The sequence below is a fragment of the Kitasatospora sp. NPDC059462 genome (assembly GCF_042749955.1).
Taxonomy (GTDB): Bacteria; Actinomycetota; Actinomycetes; order Streptomycetales; family Streptomycetaceae; genus Kitasatospora.
Window position 1 is genome coordinate 44,188 of the sequence record NZ_JBHYUU010000014.1, and the last position, 16,910, is coordinate 61,097.

Genomic DNA, 16,910 nt, shown 5'->3' on the forward strand with positions numbered 1-16,910 from the left:
CGATGTCCCGCCACTACCTGCGCGGCTACGCCGTGCGCGCCGCCGACGGTTCGGCGGAGAGCGGTCCGATCCCCTTCGTCCTGGCGACCGCCGGCCGTAAGGCGGACGGCATCGACCTGCGCATGGACACCCTCGACCTCGCCCGCTACCTCAGCAACCCGGTGCTCGGCTACGGGCACGCGTACTGGGGGAGGGACGGCCTGCCGATCGGCCGCGTCGTCGACCCCCGGGTCGACGACGACCGGCTCCTCGGCCGCCTGGAGTTCGACCCGGACGACGAGTTCGCCGTCACCGTCGAACGCAAGATCCGGGCCGGCTTCCTCAACGCCGTGTCGGTCGGGTTCGACGCGTTCGACATCGAGGCCGGCGTCCCGCGCAGGTGGGAGCTGTTCGAGACCAGCGTCGTGCCGATGCCGATGGACCCGGACGCCGTCCAGGACGCCGAGGGCCGCGCCCTCGCCCGCGCCCTCGGTGGCCTGCGCGCCGGCAAGGTCCTGTCCGCGAAGAACAAGACCCTCCTCCAGGACGCCATCGAGGCGCTCACCGCCCTTATGGACGCCGCCGCCGAGGAGCCCGGCGCCGACGACACCGGCGACGGCCGCAGCGTCGACCCGGCCTACGCACACCGCCTCGCCCGCCTCCGGCTCTGACCCCACCCCCGCACCACCCACCGAAAGGACACACCCGTGCCCGACACCATCCGTGACCTGCGCGAGCGCCGTACCCAGCTCGGCGCCCAGGCCCAGGCCATCCTCGACGACGCGCGCACCGCCGGCCGCGCCATGACCGGCGAGGAAGAGCAGAAGTTCGACCGCCTCCTCGACGAGCGCGACAGCCTCGACGCCACCATCACCCGCGCCGAGCGGCTGCGCGAGGACGACCGCGCCGACGCCGCCCGCACCGCCACCGACGACACCGGCACCGGCACCGGTGGCGACGCCGAGCTCCAGGAACGCGCCTGGAACTCCTACCTCGTCGGCGGCCGCGCCGCGCTCACCCCCGAGCACGCCCGCGCCCTCAACATGGGCAGCGACCCCGAGGGCGGCTTCCTGCTCGCCCCGCAGGACTTCGTCACCAAGCTGCTCCAGGCCGTCGACGACCAGGTCCACATCCGCGGCCTCGCCACCGTCCAGACCATCACCACCGCCGAATCCCTCGGCGTGCCGACCCTCGACACCGACCTCGGCGACGCCGACTGGACGAGCGAGGTCGGCACCGGCACCCAGGACGACGCGCTGCGCTTCGGCCGCCGCGAGATGCGCCCCCACCCCCTCGCCAAACGCGTCAAGACCTCGCGCACCCTGCTGCGCCGGGCCGCGATCAGCCCCGAGACCATCGTCCGCGAGCGCCTCGCCTACCGGTTCGGCGTGACGCAGGAGCGCGCGTTCATGACGGGCGACGGCAACCAAAAGCCCCTCGGGCTGTTCACCGCCTCGGCGGACGGCATCCCGACGTCGCGCGACGTCTCCACCGGCGCGGCCACCGGGTTCACCGGCGACGGCCTGATCGACGCCAAGTACACCCTGAAGGAGGCGTACTGGCCGAAGGCCCGATGGGCCTTCCACCGCGACGCGATCCGCCGCATCCGCAAGCTGCGCGACGACACCGGCGGCGCCGGCCAGGGCAACTACCTCTGGCAGCCGGGCCTGACCGCCGACCGCCCGGACACCATCCTCGAACTCCCCTACCTCGTCTCCGAGTGGGCCCCGAACACCTTCACGAGCGGCCAGTACGTCGGCATCCTCGGCGACTTCTCCTACTACTGGATCCTCGACGTCCTCGCCCTTGAGGTGCAGCGCCTCAACGAGCTGTACGCCGAGGCCAACCAGGTCGGCTTCATCGGCCGCCTGGAGGTCGACGGCATGCCCGTCCTCGCCGAGGCCTTCGTCCGCCTCAAGACCGCCTGAGCCCGAGGAGCCCACCGTGCGTACCGACATCGTCAACCACGCCGACCCGGCGCCGAGCCTCGCGCCGGCCGCCCGCACCGCGTCCGCCAACGGGACCGGCGTCGACCTCGCCAACTACGACGCCGCCGCCGTGCTGGTGGTCGCCGGGGCGTGGACCGACGGCACCCACACCTACGAGCTCCAGGACTCGGACGACAACGCCGCGTTCACGGCCGTGGCCGACGCCTACCTCGACGGCGCCGAGCCGGTCGTCTCCAGCGCCGGCACCGCCTCCCAGGTCTACAAGATCGGCTACAAGGGCGTGCGCCGCTACCTGCGCGTCGCGGTCACCGTCGCCGGCGCCACCACCGGCGCCGTCGGCGCCGCCGTCATCGTGCGCGGCAAGCCGCGGGTGAAGCCGTGAGCAGCGACCGCATCACGATGCTCACGCTGGCCGCCTCGCCCGAGGGCACCCTGGAGCCCGGCCGCACCTACCGCGTGCCCGAGGACGTCGCCGTGCCCCGGGCGCTGGAGCTGGTGGAGGGCGGCTACGCCGTCCTCGCCGGCGGCACCCTCACCACGGCCGCGCCGCTCATCGACGACGGCCCGCCGCCGCTCGTCGTCCCGCCGCTCGACGCCGCCGGCACCCCCGTGCCGTCCGGGGCGGCGGGCGGCGACACCGGCTCGGCCGCCGAGCAGGCGCCGCCCGCGCTGAAGGGGATGACCGTCGAGCAGCTACGCGCCTACGCCACCGAGAACGACATCGACCTCGCCGGGGCCACGAAGAAGGCCGAGATCCTCGCCGCCATCGAGGCCGCCGAGACCGGCGACGGCGGCGGGGGCTGACCGTGCCCTACGCCATCGCGGACGAGCTGCGCCTGCTCGTCCGGCCGGACGGCGCCTTCACCGCGGATGAGGCCGCGCTCGCCGATCTCCTCCTCGACCTGGCGGCCGGCGCCGTCGAGGAGGAGACCGGCCAGAGCCTGGAACACTCCACCGACGCCGTCCTGCTCGACAGCACCGGCGGCGTGCGGCTGGTCCTGCCGCGCTGGCCCGTCACTGCGGTGTCCGCCGTCACCCTCACCAACAGCGGCACCACCCTGGTCGCCGGCACCGACTACACCTGGTCGGCGGCCGGCATCCTCTACCGGCGTGGAGCCTGCTGGCCACACGGCCCCCGCGCGGTCGATGCCCTCGTCAGCGCCGGCCATGCCCCCGTCCCGCGCGGCGTACGCGCGATCGTGCTGCGCCTCGCGAAGGCGGCGATGCTGACGCCCGGCGTCCTCTCCCAGGAGACTCTCGGGGATCACTCCGTCACCTACGCCTCCCCGGAGGAGGCCGGCATGGTGCTCACCGAGGCCGACCGGCGGACGCTGTCCGCCTACCGGGCCCGCACATGATCGGCGTTGCCCACAAGCTCAACCGCACGCTGGAGGTGTGGCGGCCGCACACCGAGCCGGACGGCCTGGGCGGCCAGCGCACCACCCTGCTGCACGTCGGCGAGGTGCGCGCCAAGGTCGACCAGCCCTCGGCCGGTGACCGGCTCGTCGCCGCGCAGAGCGGCGGCCGCCACACCCACACCGTCTACCTGCTGCCCGACGCCGACGTCGCCCGCGGTGACGAGCTGCGCGGCGCCGGTCAGACCCTCACCGTCCACCACGTCACCGGCCCGTCCTCGCCGAACTACCGGCGGGCCGAGGCCGAGCTGACGCAGTCCGAAGGAGTGCCGTAGATGGCCGCCCTCACCCTGACCGTCGTGCCGATCGCCGGCGGTGCCTCCCAGACCGACAACCTGGTCGCCGCGTCGGCCGGCGGCGACACCGCCCCCACCGGCCCCGGCCGCTTCCTGGTCGTGAAGAACGCCGATGCGTCCTCGCACACCGTGACGGTGTCCACCCCCGGCACCGTCAACGGCCTCGCCGTCGCCGACGCCACCGTCACCGTCCCGGCCGGGAAGACCAGCCAGATCCCCCTCGCCGGAGTCTTCGCCGGCCCCACCGCCCGCCGCGCGAACATCACCTACGACGCCGTCACCAGCCTCACGGTGGGCGCGTTCGAGCTGGGGACCTGACCATGGCGCGCGGCCGCCGCCCGGCCGGCGGCGGGGCCCGCAGCGGCCTCACCGTCCAGATCCACGGCCTGGAGCGCCTCGTCGAACAGCTCGAAGCGATGCCCGAGCGGGTCCAGGCCGCGCTGCGGCGCGTCGTCAAGGAGTCCGCCGAGGACGTCCAGCGCGAGACCCTGCTCAACGTCCGCAAGGACACCGGGTTCCTCCAGAGGGCCCTCGACATCCGCTACAGCAGCAACAGCCTCAAGGCCGAGGTCGGCTGGTTCAACCGCGACTCGTACTACGCCGCGTTCCACGAGTTCGGCACCAAGTCGATCAGCGCCAAGCCCGCGCTCGGCCCGGCCATCGAGGGCGAGCGCAACAGGATCAGGGACCGCGTGATCGCCGAGGTCAACAAGGAACTCCAGCAGCTCGGCGGCGGCAGGTGAGCGCGGCCGCCGCCCCGATGGCACCCCTTCAGGCCGCCGTCTACACGCAGCTCACCACCGACGCCGAGCTGCGGGCCATGGTCACGGGCGTCTACGACTACGTCCCCGAGGGCACCGCGTACCCGTACGTCGTGATCGGCGAGGCGATCGAGACGCCCGACAACCGGCACCACGGGTTCGGCCGGCAGACCGTGCTCACGCTCCACATCTGGTCGCAGTACCGCGGGTACAGCGAGGCCCTGGCCATCGGCGCCCGGGCCATGGCCGTCCTCGACCACCAGCCGCTCACCATCAGCGGACTCCACCACGTCAGCACCCGGTACGAGATGGGCCAGACCCTGACCGACCCCGAGCCGCCGGGCGACATCCGGCACCTGGTCCAGCGCTACCGCATCACCACCGAACAGCCCACCGGCTGATCCCGACCACCTGGAGGTACCCATGGCCGGCATCGACGGCTTCGGCACCAAGCTCCGCCGGGGCGACGGAGCCACGCCCCAGACCTTCACCGACATCGCCGAGCTCACCAGCATCGGCGCGCCGACCCTCGCCCGCGACACCTACGAGGTCACCACCCACGGCAGCCCCGAGCAGTGGCGCGAGTTCATCGGCGGCCTCAAGGACGGCGGCGACGTGTCCGGCGACGTCAACTACATGCCGAGCGCCCACGACTTCCTCGTCGCCGACTTCGACGACAAGGAGCCCCGCGACTACCAGATCGTGTTCCCCGACCTCGAGCAGACCACCTGGACGTTCAAGGCGATCCTCAACAAGTTCGAGCCCAGCGCGCCGTTCGACGACAAGCTCACGGCGTCGCTGGGCTGGAAGGTCTCCGGCAAACCGACCCTGTCCTGACCCCACCATCCCCGCCCGACCACCCGAAGGAGAGCGCTGTGGCGCTGCTGAGCAAGGACCAGATCAAGACCGCCGACGACCTCGGCTACGAGGACGTCCCCGTGCCGGAGTGGGGCGGCGAGGTACGCGTGCGCGGCCTGTCCGGCGCCGAACGGGAGCGGTGGGAGCAGTCGATGCTCGTCGCCGGCCCGAACGGCACCCGGGTGCAGCGCCCGGGCGCGACCGACAACCGGGCCCGCCTGCTGGTGATGTGCCTCGTCGACGAGGCCGGTGAGCTGCTGTACACCGAGGCCGACATCAAGGACCTCAACCAGAAGAGCGCGGCCGCGCTGGACCGGCTGTTCGACGTCGCCCGGCGCCTGTCCCGCCTCGGCAAGAACGAGGCGGAGGAGGCCCAGGGAAACTCGAACGCCGCCCAGAGCGGCAATTCCACTTCCGCCTAGCGCTCGCCCTCGGCTGCACCGTCGCCGAGCTCCTTCAGCGCATCAGCAGCGCCGAGCTCACGGACTGGATGGCCTACGAGCGCCTCACCGGCCCCATCGGTCCGGAGCGCGGTGACGTCCTGCACGGCGTGCTGACCGCCGTCGTCCACAACACCGCGGCCAGGCGCAAGCGCGAGCCGCGCGACTTCATCCCGCGGTGGGCCGGCCGGGCCAGGCGCCAGACCTGGCAGGAGATGCTCGCCGCCGTCAAGGCCGCCAACCGCACGCTCGGCGGTGTGGACAAGCGCACCCGAAAGGAGGGCTGACCCATGGCCACCCTGGAGGAACTGCAAGTCGCCGTGTCGATGGACGCCGACAGCCTCGGTGCGGACGCCGAGCGCGGCGCCAGCAAGGTGCAGTCCGCGCTCGGCGGCATCGCGGCCGCCGGCGCCGGCCTCGCCGTCGGCGGCGCGTTCGCGCTGGCGCTCGACAGCGCCATGGACATCTCGTCCACCACCACCAGCTTCGAGACCGAGCTGGGGCTGACGAAGGAGGCCGCCGCCGAGGCCGGCAGGTCCGCCTCGGCAGTGTTCAGCGCAGGGTTCGGCGAGTCGCTGGAGGAGGTGCAGGAGGGGCTGGTGGCCGTGCGCGGATCCATGTCCGACATGGCCGACGCCTCCGAGACCGACCTCCAGCGGGTCACCAAGGAAGCCCTCGCGCTGTCCAAAACCTTCAAGTTCGACATCGCGGAGTCGACCGACGCCGCCGGCAACCTGGTCAAGCTCGGCCTCGTCAAATCCTCCGAGGAGGCCTTCGACCTCATGACCGTCGCGGCCCAGAACATGGGGCCCAAGCTGAGAGAGGAGATCCCCGCACTCACGTCCGAGTACGGTGAGTTCTTCCACCAGCTCGGCTTCGATGGACCGGCGATGTTCGGCATTCTCACCCAGGCGGCCAAGAACCCCGCGTTCGAACTGGACAAGCTCGGCGACGCCTTCAAGGAGTTCTCGCTCCGAATCGCCGATACTGCCGCCGTGGAGGAGCCCCTTAAAGGCCTCGGGCTGGACGTTCTAGAAATTCAGAAGCTGATCAACAGCGGGCAAGGTGCCACCGCATTCGACCAGGTTACCCAGGCGCTGCGGGAAGTCGAGGACCAGACCACCCGCACGACCGCCCAGGCCGCGCTTTTCGGCGGCCCGGGCGAGGACATGGGCAACAGCCTGTTGCTGATCGACGCCGCCGGCGCGGCAGCCTCCGGCGGGCTGGAGGACGCGGCCGGCGCCGCCAACAAGGTAGCAACCAGTCTGGCCGCCAGCCCCGCGCAGCAGTGGGATGCGGTGATGCGCACCCTGTCCACGACCCTCGGCCAGACCCTCGCACCTGCGATCACCTGGGTCTCCGACCTTCTCCAGAAGAACCCCGAGTTGCTGAACGCGATCACGCCGGTAGTGCTGGCGCTGGTCGCCGCGCTCGCCGTCTGGGCGGCCGTCCAGTGGGTGCTCAACAGCGCGCTGCTGGCCAACCCGCTGACGTGGATCGTCCTCGGGATCGTCGCACTGGTCGCGGCCATTGTCGTGATCGCCACGAAAACCACATGGTTTCAGGACCTCTGGAAAGGTGCGATGGACGGAATTTCCGCCGCCTGGAACTGGACATGGAATCTCCTGAAAGCCGGATGGGATCTCCTGGCCAATCTTTTTCTCAACTGGACCGGGCCCGGCTTGGTGATCAAGCACTGGGAGACGATTAAATCCGCTTTCTCCATGGCGGTGAACTGGGTATCGGGTGTCGTCAAAAGCGGCATGGAAATGGTCGGCGGCTGGTTCAACACGCTCGGCGCGATCCCCGGCCGGGTGGGCGCCTGGTTCGGCGACATCGGCGACAAGATCGCAGCGCCCTTCCGGGCCGGTTTCGCCGCAGTCGCGAGGTTCTGGAACTCCACGATCGGCGGCTTCACCTTCTCCATCCCGTCGTGGGTGCCCGTGGTCGGCGGCAAGTCATGGAGCATCCCTGACATCCCGATGCTCGCGCAGGGCGGCATCGTGCCCTCCACCCCCGGCGGCATGCTCGCCCTCGTCGGCGAGGGCGGCCAGGACGAGGCCGTCCTGCCCCTCGACCGGCTCGACGGCATGCTCGCCTCCGTCGCCGGAGCCGCGCAGTCCGGCGGCGACCGCGGCCCCGCCCGTGTCGTCCTCGACGTCACCGGCGCCGACGGCCTGTTCAAGAAGCTGATCCAGCACATGGTGCGCACGTCCGGCGCCGGCAGCGTCCAACGGCTGCTTGGCTCGTAACCCCGAAGGAGGCGGAGCGCCTTGCCCGATGTGCGTGTCGAGCTGCGGCTCGGCAACACCTGGAACGACATCACCCCGGACGTGCGGGTCGACCCGATCGAGATCACCCACGGACGCGCCGACGAGGGCGCGCGCGTCGAGCCGAGCCGCTGCACCCTCACCCTGGACAACGCCAGCGGCGCCTACGCGCCCCGCAACCCGCGCGGCCGCTACTACGGCCAGATCGGCCGCAACACCCCGCTGCGGGTCTCGGTCGGGGCCGGCGACTCCTACCTCGACGTGCCCGGGACCGCCGGCGGCCGGGCGGCCACACCGGACCACCCCGACCTGCACATCACCGGGGACCTCGACGTCCGCGTGCTGCTGGAGGACGTCTGGGTACTGCCGGGCGACGACATCGAGCGCGTGATCGTCGGCCGGTACGACAACACGGTCAACCCGATCGGCAGGTCCTGGCGGTTCAGCCACATTAACGGCTGGCCGAGGCTGGTGTGGTCGGAGGACGGGACAGCCGGCACCGTCCGGTTCGCGACGCCCGACTTCGTCGTGCCCCGCCCGTCCGGACGGCTGGCCCTGCGTGCCACCCTCGACGTCGACGACGGGGCCGGTGGCTGGACCGCCCGCTGCTACGTCGGAGGCGAGGACCTCACCGGCCCGTGGACGCAGGTCGGCCCCGCCATCACCGGCACCGGAACGACGAGCGTTGCCCCCGCCTCCGGCACGCCGCTGGAGATCGGCCACCAGTCCCGGTACACCGCAGCGGGGGCGGAGCCGATGGCGGGGCGGGTCCGGGCCGTGGAGGTCCGGCGCGGTATCGACGGCCCGCTCGTGGCCGCGCCCGACTTCACCGCCCTGTCCCCCGGAACCCCGGCGTTCGCCGACGGCGCCGGCCGGGCCTGGACAGTCACCGGCGGCGCCCGGGTCGACAACTTCCGCGCGCGGTTCATCGGAGAAGTCGCGGCGTGGTCGACCGTCAGCGACCCGTCCGGGGCGGACATGCGCACCGTCATCGAGGCGGCCGGCCCGATGCGCCGTCTCGGACAGGGCGCCAGCGCCCTCGACTCCACCCTGCGGCGCAGCATCCCGAGCGGGCGGCCGGTGGCGTACTGGCCGATGGAGGACGGCCGGTCGTCGACGCAGGCCGCGTCGCCGATCCCGGGCGTCGGCCCGCTGGAGGCCGTCGACCTGGCGTTCGCGTCGGATTCGGACCTGCCCGGGTCGCGGCCGCTGCCGGTGCTCGGCGAGCATGCGGTGATCCGGGGGACGGTGCCGCGGCCATCCGCCGCGGACTTGGACTTCTGGGAGATCCGCTTCTTGTTCAACCTGGACGCCCTGCCCACGTCCGAGCAGACGTTCCTGGTGTGGACGACGTCGGTCGGCGCGCAGTGGGTGCTGACCCTCAGCGAAGGGTTCCGTCTGTACGTGGTGGACGCAGGCGGCACTGTCGTCTACGACCAGGGCCTGCCCGCCACGGGCGCCACCGGGGGGTGGACGCAGATGCAGATCTGGGTACGCCAGGCCGCGCCCGGTGACATCGAGGGCGCCATCATCTGGTACCGGGTCGGTGGGTCGACGTCGGCCGGCTGGGTGATCACCGCCGACGGAGAGATCGGGTCGGTCTCCGAGGTCAGCACCTGGTTCGGGCCGCTGCTCAAGGGCATGGCAATCGGGCACATCGGTGTGTTCGACAGGGCTGTCGACGTCTACAACCGGGCCGACAACGGGTACGAGGGGAACCGGGCGAGCGAGCGGTTCACGCGGCTGTGCCTGGAGGAAGGCGTGCCGCTCTCCACCGACTGGTCGGACCTCGACGCGGAGACGGCGATGGGCCCGCAGCGGCCGGACACGCTGCTCGATCTCCTGGGCGAGGCCGCCAAGACCGACGGCGGCGTCCTGGCCGACGGCCGGGCGTTCCTCGGGCTCTACTACCGGCCCCGCCACACCGTCTACAACCAGCCCGCGAAGCTCGCGCTCGACTGCCTCGTCCGCGGCGAGGTCGTGGCGCCGCTCGACCCGGTGGAGGACGACCAGGCGGTCCGCAACGACGTCACCGTCACGCGGATCGGCGGCTCGTCGGCGCGGGCGGTCGCCGAGGCCGGCCCCATGTCCGTGCTCCCTCACCCCGAGGGCATCGGACGGTACGACGAGGCCGAGGACTACAGCGTCCACCGGGACGCCCTGCTCGCCGACATGGCGGCATGGCGCCTGCACCTGGGCACCTACGACGGGCCCCGCTACCCGGAGCTGACCGTGAACCTGGCCGCCGGGCCGCACCTCATCCCCGCCGCCACCAGCGTCACCCTGCGCGACCGGATCACGGTGGCGCACCCGCCCGCGCCCGCGCCGCCCGACCAGCTCGACCTCCTCGTCGAGGGTTACACGGAGCTGCTCGGGCCCGGTCCGCAGTGGACGATCACCTACCACTGCTCGCCCGGCGCGCCGTGGCAGGTCGCGGAGACCGATCACCCCAGCCTCTGCCTCGCCGACACGGCCGGCAGCACCCTCGCCTCCGGCGCGACCGCCACCGCGACGTCCCTGTCCATCAGCACGACGTCCGGCCCGCTGTGGTCGACCGCCCCCGCCGACTACCCGCTCGACCTCATCATCGCCGGCGAGCGGATCACCGTCACCGCCATGACCGGCACCACCAGCCCGCAGACCGCCACCGTCACCCGCCACGTCAACGGCATCGTCAAGGCGCTGCCGACCGGGGCCGACGTGCGGGTGTGGCAGCCGGCCATCATCCCCCTGTAGGAGTCATCATCGTGAAGTTCCCGCCGTGGTCGGCCGGCCAGCGGATCACCTCCGCTCGCCTGCTCGACGCCCAGCCCGACTGGGTCATGAAGCCCGGCGACGAGTCGTCGACCACGTCGGTGCTCCAGGCCGACGACGACCTGACGCTCCCGGTCGTGGCCGGCGCCTACACCTTCACCGCGCAGCTGTTCATCGGCGCCGGCGACTCCGCCGCCGACATCAAGGCCGGCTTTGGCTTCCCCGCCGGCAGCGTCTGCCACTTCGGCTCGACCGGCGCGCACACCGGCGCACTCACGAGCGGCACAAGCGGCGTGAGCGAGCATTTCGCGATCCGCAACGCGTCGGCATCCTCCGTGCTGGGGTTCGCCGTCTCCTCCGGCGCCCCGACCTGGGCACGGCTGGAGGGCGTCCTCATCTCCGCCGGGACCGGCGCACTCACGCTCTGGTGGGCACAGAACGTCCCCTCCGCCACGGCCACCAAAATCCTCGCCGGATCCTGGCTGGAGCTGCGCCGCCGCAGCTGATCAGCCCGACCGTCCCGCACCACCCACCGCCCCCGGCGCCTACCCGGCACTGGGGGCTTTCCCATGCCTGGAGGCACCATGCAGTTCGTCCCCCGATCCGAGTGGGGCGCCCGCCAGCCCCGCAACGGCCACCCCGCGGTGCCCACCAACCAGGGCGTCAAGGTCCACTACCTCGGCGCCGCGTACAGCGCCGGCGAGCACGGCACCTGCGCCGCGTACATGCGCAAGGTCCAGAACAGCCACATGGACGGCAACGGCTGGTCCGACTTCGCGTACAACCTCGCCGTCTGCGAGCACGGCTACGTCTTCGAGGGCCGCGGCCGCAACGCGCAGAACGCCGCCAACGGCAACACCACGCTCAACCGCAACCACTTCGCCGTGCTCGCCTTCGTCGGCGACAGCGGCCACACCAGCCCGACCGCCGAGCAGGTCGCCGGCCTGCGCGACGCCATCGCCTACCTGCGCGAGAACGGCGCCGGCCGGGAGATCCGCGGCCACCGGGACGGCTACGCCACCGACTGCCCCGGCGCCCCGCTGTACGAGCTGGTCACCTCGGGCGCGCTGGAGCCGGACACCACGCCGTCCGGCCCGGCGCCCGAGCAGCCCGCCGGGCAGCCGACGCCGGCCCGCTACCGGGTGACCATCAACGGCCTGGAGTTCGGCTACGGCGCGCACGGCCCGCACGTCCGCGCGGTCGGCGAGGCGCTCGTCCGCCAGGGCTTCGGCGCGCACTACAGCGCCGGGCCGGACGAGGACTGGCGCGACGCCGACACCCTCAACTACCAGGACTTCCAGCGCAGCCTGGGGTACTCGGGGCCGGACGCCGACGGCGTGCCGGGCGAGGTCACGCTCCAGCTGCTGCTCGGCCGGCTGCCCGGCCAGCCCACCGTGTCCCTCGTGCGCGTGGTCGCGGCGGCGCGCACCGACCCGGGGGCCGCCCAGGGCCACCAGACCTACGCCGCCGAGGCCCGCCTCGTCGAACAGGCCCTGGCGGACGAGGGGCTTCTGGAACAGCGCTGGGTGGACGGCTCCTTCGGCACCCGCACCGTCCAGGCGTACGCCGCGTACCAGCGCTCCCTCGGCTACGTCGGCGCCGACGCCGACGGCATCCCCGGCCGCCGCTCCCTGGAGCGCCTCGCCGTCGCCCGCTTCACCGTCACCGACTGATCGGAGATCACCGTGTACGAGTTCCTCGTCTCCCTGTGGCGCACCGTCGTGCCGACCCTCGTCGGCCTGGCCGCCGGCCAGGCTGCCCGCCTCGGGTTCGACCTCGACGACGCCCAGGTCACAGCCTGGCTCACGGTCGGCTTCACGACCGTCTACTACGCCGCGTTCCGCGCGCTGGAGCGTGTCCGACCCGGGTGGGGTTGGTTCCTCGGCATCGCTCGCCCGCCGTCCTACGAGACCGGGCGGGACGGCGCGCTGGCCCGGCTCGCGCGCCGGGCGGTGCGCGAGTGAGCGGCCTGGCCGAGGCGACCACGGGCAGCGCCGCCATCGACCGGGCGGTGCTCTGGGCTGTGGCCGTCACCGCCATCACCGGGGCCGCCGCAGTGGGCTGGCGGGTCGTCCGGGCCTTCGGCCGCCTGGTGGCCGCAGCCGACGAGGTCGCGGACGACTGGCGGGGGACGCCGGACCGCCCCGGGGTGCCCGGCCGGCCGGGCGTGGTGCAGCGCATCGCAGGCATCGAGGCCTCGGTCACGGCGATCGAGAGCCGGGTCGCAGTGATCGAGCACGAGCTCCACCCCAACTCGGGCGCGAGCTTGCGCGATGCCGTCGACCGCGTGGAGGCGGCCGTCGTCCCGACTACTCCGACCACGTGAAGCACCGCGCCCCCGCCCCGGCCATGCCGGAGCGGGGGCGCTTCGTCGTGCCCGAGGTCAGAACGTCGGGCAGATGTGGGCCTTGACCACCGCGAGGATCTTGGCGCTCTTCTCCGGCCCGAAGCCGGTCGGGTGCTGGGCCGAGGTGAACCGCTGGCCGACCAGCGTCACCAGTTCGGCCTCGGACTTCTTCTGTGCGATGGAGCTGCACTGATCGCGGCCGCGGCTCACCGCGCGGTCGGTCTTGTCCCCGACGATCTCGGGGTCGATGGCCGTGAGAGCAGCGATGTACCGCAGCTGTGTGGCGGCGTCGGGCTTCGGCGGCAGCCCGCCCGGCCCGGTCGCCGCCGGCGCGGCCGCCGTCGTCCCGGCGGGCGCCGGCGCCTGGGTGGTCGCAGCGGCTTCAGGCGCGGCTGCGGCGGGCGGCGTCGAGCTGGCGGCCGCTGGCGTGCCGGTCGACTTCGCGTCGGTGCTCGGCGCCGAGCTGGAGCACGCGGTCAGGCTGACGAGCAGGGCGGCCGCCGCAAGGGCGGCGGCGGTGGTACGGGTGCGCATGGTCCCCCCTGGGACGCTGGGTGTGGTGAGGGGACCCTACCGGCGCATGGGTGTCCCGAGTGCGCGGACGGCCGAAGTGGAAACGGGAGCGAGCAGCGCCCGGTTTCAACGGGAAGCCGGGCGGCGAAGGTCAGCGGCCCGTGCGGGCGAGCCGGTGGGGGCCGAGGTAGTAGGAGAGCGCGGCATGCGACGGCCCGTCTGGGACCTCGCCAGCGACGATCAGCTTGATCACCTCGGCCTCCGGCAGCCAATCCACCCGCGCGGCCTCGGAGATGTCCTGCGGCTCCCCGATCCGCGTGCACCCGGTGACGTGGTAAGAGCGGAAGTGCGCGTCGGAGATGCCGGCCATGGCGTCGTACTCGGTCATCAGCTCGACGCGGCCAGGCCGCCAGCCGGTCTCTTCCTCGACCTCGCGGGCGATGGCGGCGGCCGGCTCCTCGCCGGGGTCGGCCCACCCGGCCGGGACCTCCCAGCCCCACCGGCCGGTGATGAACCGGTGGCGGTAGATCAGCAGGAAGCGGCCGTGCTCGTCGGTGACGACGGCGGTGGTGGAGGCGCGGGGCATGCGGACGACGTGGTGCTCGATCCGGCCGGTCCCGGGGATGTCGACGTCGTCCAACCACAGCTCCACCCACGGGGAGCCGTACACCTGCCGTCGGCCGTAGACCTGCCATTCCGCTCCCGTCACCGGGGCCTCCTCACGCGCGTGCGAGCTGGTGGCTCGACTCTCTCACGCGCGCGGCCAGCTCCTGCACCGGCCTCTCGGCGCCCCAGGGGGCGAGTGCGCGCTGAAGGGCGCGGGCCCGGAGAACAAGCGGCTGCACGACGGTGGCGCCGGCGGTGTCGAGGGCGGTGTGCGCGGTGGCGACCGCAGCATCGAGAGCGCCCTGCCCGAGCTGCACCTCAGCGAGGTCGAGCATGAGCACCGCCCGCCCCTTGGTGTCGGCCTCGGCACGGGCGCCGATGGCGGTTTCCAGGAGGCGACCGGCGGCGTCGTGCTCGCCGAGGTGGGCGTACGTCTCACCAGCGAGCCCGTCGAGGCGGCTGGAGGTGAAGAAGTCCAGGCCGCCCCCATCGTCGTCGGCGAGGTCGAGGTGGTGGGCGGCCCGGTCGATGGCGGCCAGCGCGGTGGTGCGCTCGCCACGTGCAGCGACGGCGCGGGCGCAGTTGGCGGCGACCCAGGCACGACGGCGGGGGGCCGCTGTGGCAGCGAGGGCGTCGGCCTGGTCCAGGAGGGCAGCGGCCGTGTCGTGCCGTCCGGCCGTGTACTCGACGATGCTCTGCATGGTGAGGAGCCAGGCGGTCAGGTCGTCGGCCTCGCCCTCGCCAGCGGCGACCACGCCCAGACGGAAATGGGCTTCACTGCGGCCGCGGTCGCCGAGGTCGTGGTGGGCGAGGCCGAGAAGGCCTGCGACGGCCGCCAGTATCCGGACGCCCCGGCGGCGGGCGGCCAGGGCCTGGGGCCGGTCGAGCATCTCGTGCACGCCGACCAGCTGCCGCTGGAGGACCGGCACGGACACGGTGGGCGGGGTGATCGGGTAGCGGTAGGCGACGTCGGCGACGGCCGCCTCCAGGTGGGTCAGGGCGGCATCGGACGCGGTGGAGCGGGACAGCATGTCGAGGACTTCCCAGGTTTCAGGGACGGCGGCAGGCCGATAGGCGGTCGGCCCGGGAGCGGGCTCCCACGGCCGGGCGGCCAGGCCGAGCATGTGCCCGGGGATGCGCAGGCCGTCGGCGATCCGCTCGATGACGTCCATGCTGGAGACGGTCCGGTCGCCGGTCATGATTTCGGTGACGCGGGACGTCGAAAGGCTGGTGCGGCGGGCGAGTTGGGCGGGGCCGAGGCCAGTACGGCGGGCGATCTGGAAGACCGCGCCGATCTCTCTCTGCGCACACGCGCTGACGAACGCGGGGTCCGAGAGCACGTGGGTGGGGAGCGGTTCCGGTGCGGGCACGGTGCCTCCCGGGGTTGATGGTGGCACGAGCGTAGCGGTGACTGGCCGTCCATCGTGGGTACTCACCGTGGCCCTGGTAGCGGCCTGCGCGGATGCCGATGCTGGGCTCGTGACTACCAGGCAGCAGAGGCCACCGCCGACGCCGTTCAGCCGGGCTCAGAGGGACGGCCTGGCATGCGTCGGCTGCGGCCGCGAGGACGGCGAGATGATCCCGGACGGTCACGTCTACGACCCGGCCCTACCCACGTTGGGCTGGCCCGTCGTCGCGCACCCTGCATGCCGCACCACCGCCCCCGAGGAGGAGCTGTGATCGCCAACCCCGACCCCGACGACGAGACCGGACCGACCCTGTTCTACACCCCCTCAGGCCCCGATTGGGAGGCCGCTCTGGAGGGAGTTCGGCAGGCCTACCCCCTCCCCCCGGCGGCGGATGACTGGCCGGGTTCACCGCTGCTGGGCTCGCCGTGGCCGGCCGAGTGAGCGTCGCTGGGGGCTCGCCGGTGCCGGACGCCGACGATCGGCCGGTCGAGCTGGGTCGGTGCGCGGCGTGCGGCGCATGGACGCGGGGCGCCTTCGTCAGGGACCTCACCGCGGTCACCAGCGAGGTCGAGCACTGCTCGCCGGACGACGAGCCGCGCTCGACCGCACTGACCGCCGCCTACGGGGCCACGATCGCCGCTCTAGCGGTCGTCGCCGTCCTGCTGATCATCTCCGGCATCCGCCACTGACCCCGAGGAGCAGAGCATGGGAATCCTCCGCCGCTCGACACCCCCGCCCCCGCCCAGGGACGCCCAGACCCGTGCCGCCGAAGCCGCCGCTCACGCCGAGATGGCTCGCTACGCCTTCGAGGACGGGTCCGACGGCAACGAGGAGCGGCACCGCCTCGGCAAGGCCGTCAGGGCCGCGAAGGGGCTGAGGAACAAGGCGCGGGACGACCCGAATGAGCTCCTCTGACCGGCCCGCCACAGCTCCGAGACTCCGGGCGCCAGTGGGTGTCCGGGTGAGCCGGTCGTCATAGGGGTCGAGCGCGAGGCTGACCCGCCCGTCCAGATGACGGACTGTGACGATCGGGGCCGCCCCTGGGGATCTCCCCGGGGGCGGTTCTGCGTGTCGAGGAGCATGATCACGTGTGCTGTCATGACAGCACGCCTCGTCATCCAAAGGCATCGAGCGTCATCGAGCGACATCGAAAATGCCCGGATATGCCCAACCATGGGGCATCAGTGCAGGTCACAGTCCTGTCAAGAAATAGTTCGAGTCTCCTAAGCTCCACAGTCCTCCCACCGCGTGTGGACGGCGATCGGCCGCTGACCTGAACTCACGTCAGCGGCCCGTCCCCGTTATCAGCGGGG

Annotated in this window: 24 protein-coding genes; 21 read left to right on the forward strand and 3 right to left on the reverse strand. The window is 72.6% G+C overall.

Annotation, left to right across the window (positions count from 1 at the left end; all coding sequences use genetic code 11):
- Positions 1-2 precede the first annotated feature (2 nt).
- The 18 genes from ACFXAM_RS06500 to ACFXAM_RS06585 all read left to right on the forward strand — a co-directional run bounded on the left by ACFXAM_RS06500 (position 3) and on the right by ACFXAM_RS06585 (position 13,048).
- Positions 3-650, forward strand: a complete 648-nt coding sequence (locus ACFXAM_RS06500) for a hypothetical protein (RefSeq protein ID WP_380288016.1) — start codon at positions 3-5, stop codon at positions 648-650.
- 36 nt (positions 651-686) lie between these two features.
- Positions 687-1,907, forward strand: coding sequence for a phage major capsid protein (locus ACFXAM_RS06505; protein WP_380288018.1), 1,221 nt, complete (start codon positions 687-689; stop codon positions 1,905-1,907).
- Between the two features lie 16 nt (positions 1,908-1,923).
- Complete coding sequence (locus ACFXAM_RS06510) at positions 1,924-2,310, forward strand: hypothetical protein (protein WP_380288020.1); 387 nt, start codon at positions 1,924-1,926, stop codon at positions 2,308-2,310.
- Positions 2,307-2,732, forward strand: coding sequence for a Rho termination factor N-terminal domain-containing protein (locus tag ACFXAM_RS06515; protein WP_380288022.1), 426 nt, complete (start codon positions 2,307-2,309; stop codon positions 2,730-2,732). Before ACFXAM_RS06510 ends, ACFXAM_RS06515 begins: the two co-directional genes overlap by 4 nt.
- A 2-nt stretch (positions 2,733-2,734) precedes the next feature.
- Positions 2,735-3,286 (forward strand): hypothetical protein, encoded by a 552-nt coding sequence (locus tag ACFXAM_RS06520; protein WP_380288024.1) that lies wholly within the window; start codon positions 2,735-2,737, stop codon positions 3,284-3,286.
- Complete coding sequence (locus ACFXAM_RS06525) at positions 3,283-3,618, forward strand: head-tail adaptor protein (RefSeq protein ID WP_380288026.1); 336 nt, start codon at positions 3,283-3,285, stop codon at positions 3,616-3,618. The genes ACFXAM_RS06520 and ACFXAM_RS06525 overlap by 4 nt, the downstream gene beginning before the upstream one ends.
- Positions 3,619-3,957: a hypothetical protein gene (locus tag ACFXAM_RS06530; protein WP_380288027.1), complete on the forward strand. Its 339-nt coding sequence runs from the start codon at positions 3,619-3,621 to the stop codon at positions 3,955-3,957.
- A gap of 2 nt (positions 3,958-3,959) precedes the next feature.
- Complete coding sequence (locus tag ACFXAM_RS06535; RefSeq protein ID WP_380288029.1) at positions 3,960-4,382, forward strand: HK97-gp10 family putative phage morphogenesis protein; 423 nt, start codon at positions 3,960-3,962, stop codon at positions 4,380-4,382.
- A 17-nt stretch (positions 4,383-4,399) separates the two neighbouring features.
- Positions 4,400-4,801, forward strand: a complete 402-nt coding sequence (locus tag ACFXAM_RS06540; protein WP_380288030.1) for a DUF3168 domain-containing protein — start codon at positions 4,400-4,402, stop codon at positions 4,799-4,801.
- Positions 4,802-4,823: 22 nt separating this feature from the next.
- Positions 4,824-5,237 carry a phage tail tube protein gene (locus ACFXAM_RS06545; RefSeq protein WP_380288031.1) on the forward strand — a complete coding sequence of 138 codons (414 nt, stop codon included), beginning with the start codon at positions 4,824-4,826 and terminating at the stop codon, positions 5,235-5,237.
- Between the two features lie 38 nt (positions 5,238-5,275).
- Positions 5,276-5,680: a hypothetical protein gene (locus ACFXAM_RS06550; RefSeq protein ID WP_380288033.1), complete on the forward strand. Its 405-nt coding sequence runs from the start codon at positions 5,276-5,278 to the stop codon at positions 5,678-5,680.
- Between the two features lie 68 nt (positions 5,681-5,748).
- Positions 5,749-5,985 carry a hypothetical protein gene (locus tag ACFXAM_RS06555; protein WP_380288035.1) on the forward strand — a complete coding sequence of 79 codons (237 nt, stop codon included), beginning with the start codon at positions 5,749-5,751 and terminating at the stop codon, positions 5,983-5,985.
- A gap of 3 nt (positions 5,986-5,988) precedes the next feature.
- Positions 5,989-7,950: a hypothetical protein gene (locus ACFXAM_RS06560; protein WP_380288037.1), complete on the forward strand. Its 1,962-nt coding sequence runs from the start codon at positions 5,989-5,991 to the stop codon at positions 7,948-7,950.
- Between the two features lie 21 nt (positions 7,951-7,971).
- Positions 7,972-10,704 (forward strand): hypothetical protein, encoded by a 2,733-nt coding sequence (locus ACFXAM_RS06565; RefSeq protein ID WP_380288039.1) that lies wholly within the window; start codon positions 7,972-7,974, stop codon positions 10,702-10,704.
- An 11-nt stretch (positions 10,705-10,715) separates the two neighbouring features.
- Complete coding sequence (locus ACFXAM_RS06570) at positions 10,716-11,228, forward strand: hypothetical protein (protein WP_380288041.1); 513 nt, start codon at positions 10,716-10,718, stop codon at positions 11,226-11,228.
- A 78-nt stretch (positions 11,229-11,306) separates the two neighbouring features.
- Entirely contained in the window at positions 11,307-12,395 is a 1,089-nt protein-coding gene (locus ACFXAM_RS06575; RefSeq protein ID WP_380288043.1) for a peptidoglycan-binding protein, read from the forward strand.
- A 12-nt stretch (positions 12,396-12,407) separates the two neighbouring features.
- On the forward strand, positions 12,408-12,686 hold the full coding sequence (locus tag ACFXAM_RS06580; RefSeq protein ID WP_380288045.1) for a hypothetical protein: 279 nt from the start codon (positions 12,408-12,410) through the stop codon (positions 12,684-12,686).
- On the forward strand, positions 12,683-13,048 hold the full coding sequence (locus tag ACFXAM_RS06585) for a hypothetical protein (protein WP_380288047.1): 366 nt from the start codon (positions 12,683-12,685) through the stop codon (positions 13,046-13,048). Before ACFXAM_RS06580 ends, ACFXAM_RS06585 begins: the two co-directional genes overlap by 4 nt.
- Before the next feature lie 57 nt (positions 13,049-13,105).
- Here the strand turns inward: ACFXAM_RS06585 and ACFXAM_RS06590 are convergent, their stop codons facing one another.
- From ACFXAM_RS06590 to ACFXAM_RS06600, 3 genes are all read right to left on the reverse strand, one after another.
- The gene (locus tag ACFXAM_RS06590; protein WP_380288049.1) at positions 13,106-13,603 is read right to left on the reverse strand and encodes a hypothetical protein; all 498 of its coding nucleotides are present in this window, start codon (positions 13,601-13,603) and stop codon (positions 13,106-13,108) included.
- 130 nt (positions 13,604-13,733) lie between these two features.
- Entirely contained in the window at positions 13,734-14,291 is a 558-nt protein-coding gene (locus ACFXAM_RS06595; protein ID WP_380288051.1) for an NUDIX hydrolase, read from the reverse strand.
- A 10-nt stretch (positions 14,292-14,301) separates the two neighbouring features.
- Positions 14,302-15,558 carry a helix-turn-helix domain-containing protein gene (locus ACFXAM_RS06600; RefSeq protein WP_380288053.1) on the reverse strand — a complete coding sequence of 419 codons (1,257 nt, stop codon included), beginning with the start codon at positions 15,556-15,558 and terminating at the stop codon, positions 14,302-14,304.
- A 306-nt stretch (positions 15,559-15,864) separates the two neighbouring features.
- On the opposite strand from ACFXAM_RS06600, the gene ACFXAM_RS06605 reads away from it, so the two are divergent.
- From ACFXAM_RS06605 to ACFXAM_RS06615, 3 genes are read left to right on the forward strand one after another with little or no spacing between them, the layout of a single operon-like run.
- Positions 15,865-16,038, forward strand: coding sequence for a hypothetical protein (locus ACFXAM_RS06605; RefSeq protein WP_380288055.1), 174 nt, complete (start codon positions 15,865-15,867; stop codon positions 16,036-16,038).
- Entirely contained in the window at positions 16,035-16,286 is a 252-nt protein-coding gene (locus ACFXAM_RS06610) for a hypothetical protein (RefSeq protein WP_380288057.1), read from the forward strand. Before ACFXAM_RS06605 ends, ACFXAM_RS06610 begins: the two co-directional genes overlap by 4 nt.
- A gap of 16 nt (positions 16,287-16,302) precedes the next feature.
- Positions 16,303-16,512, forward strand: a complete 210-nt coding sequence (locus ACFXAM_RS06615) for a hypothetical protein (RefSeq protein ID WP_380288058.1) — start codon at positions 16,303-16,305, stop codon at positions 16,510-16,512.
- Positions 16,513-16,910 lie beyond the last annotated feature (398 nt).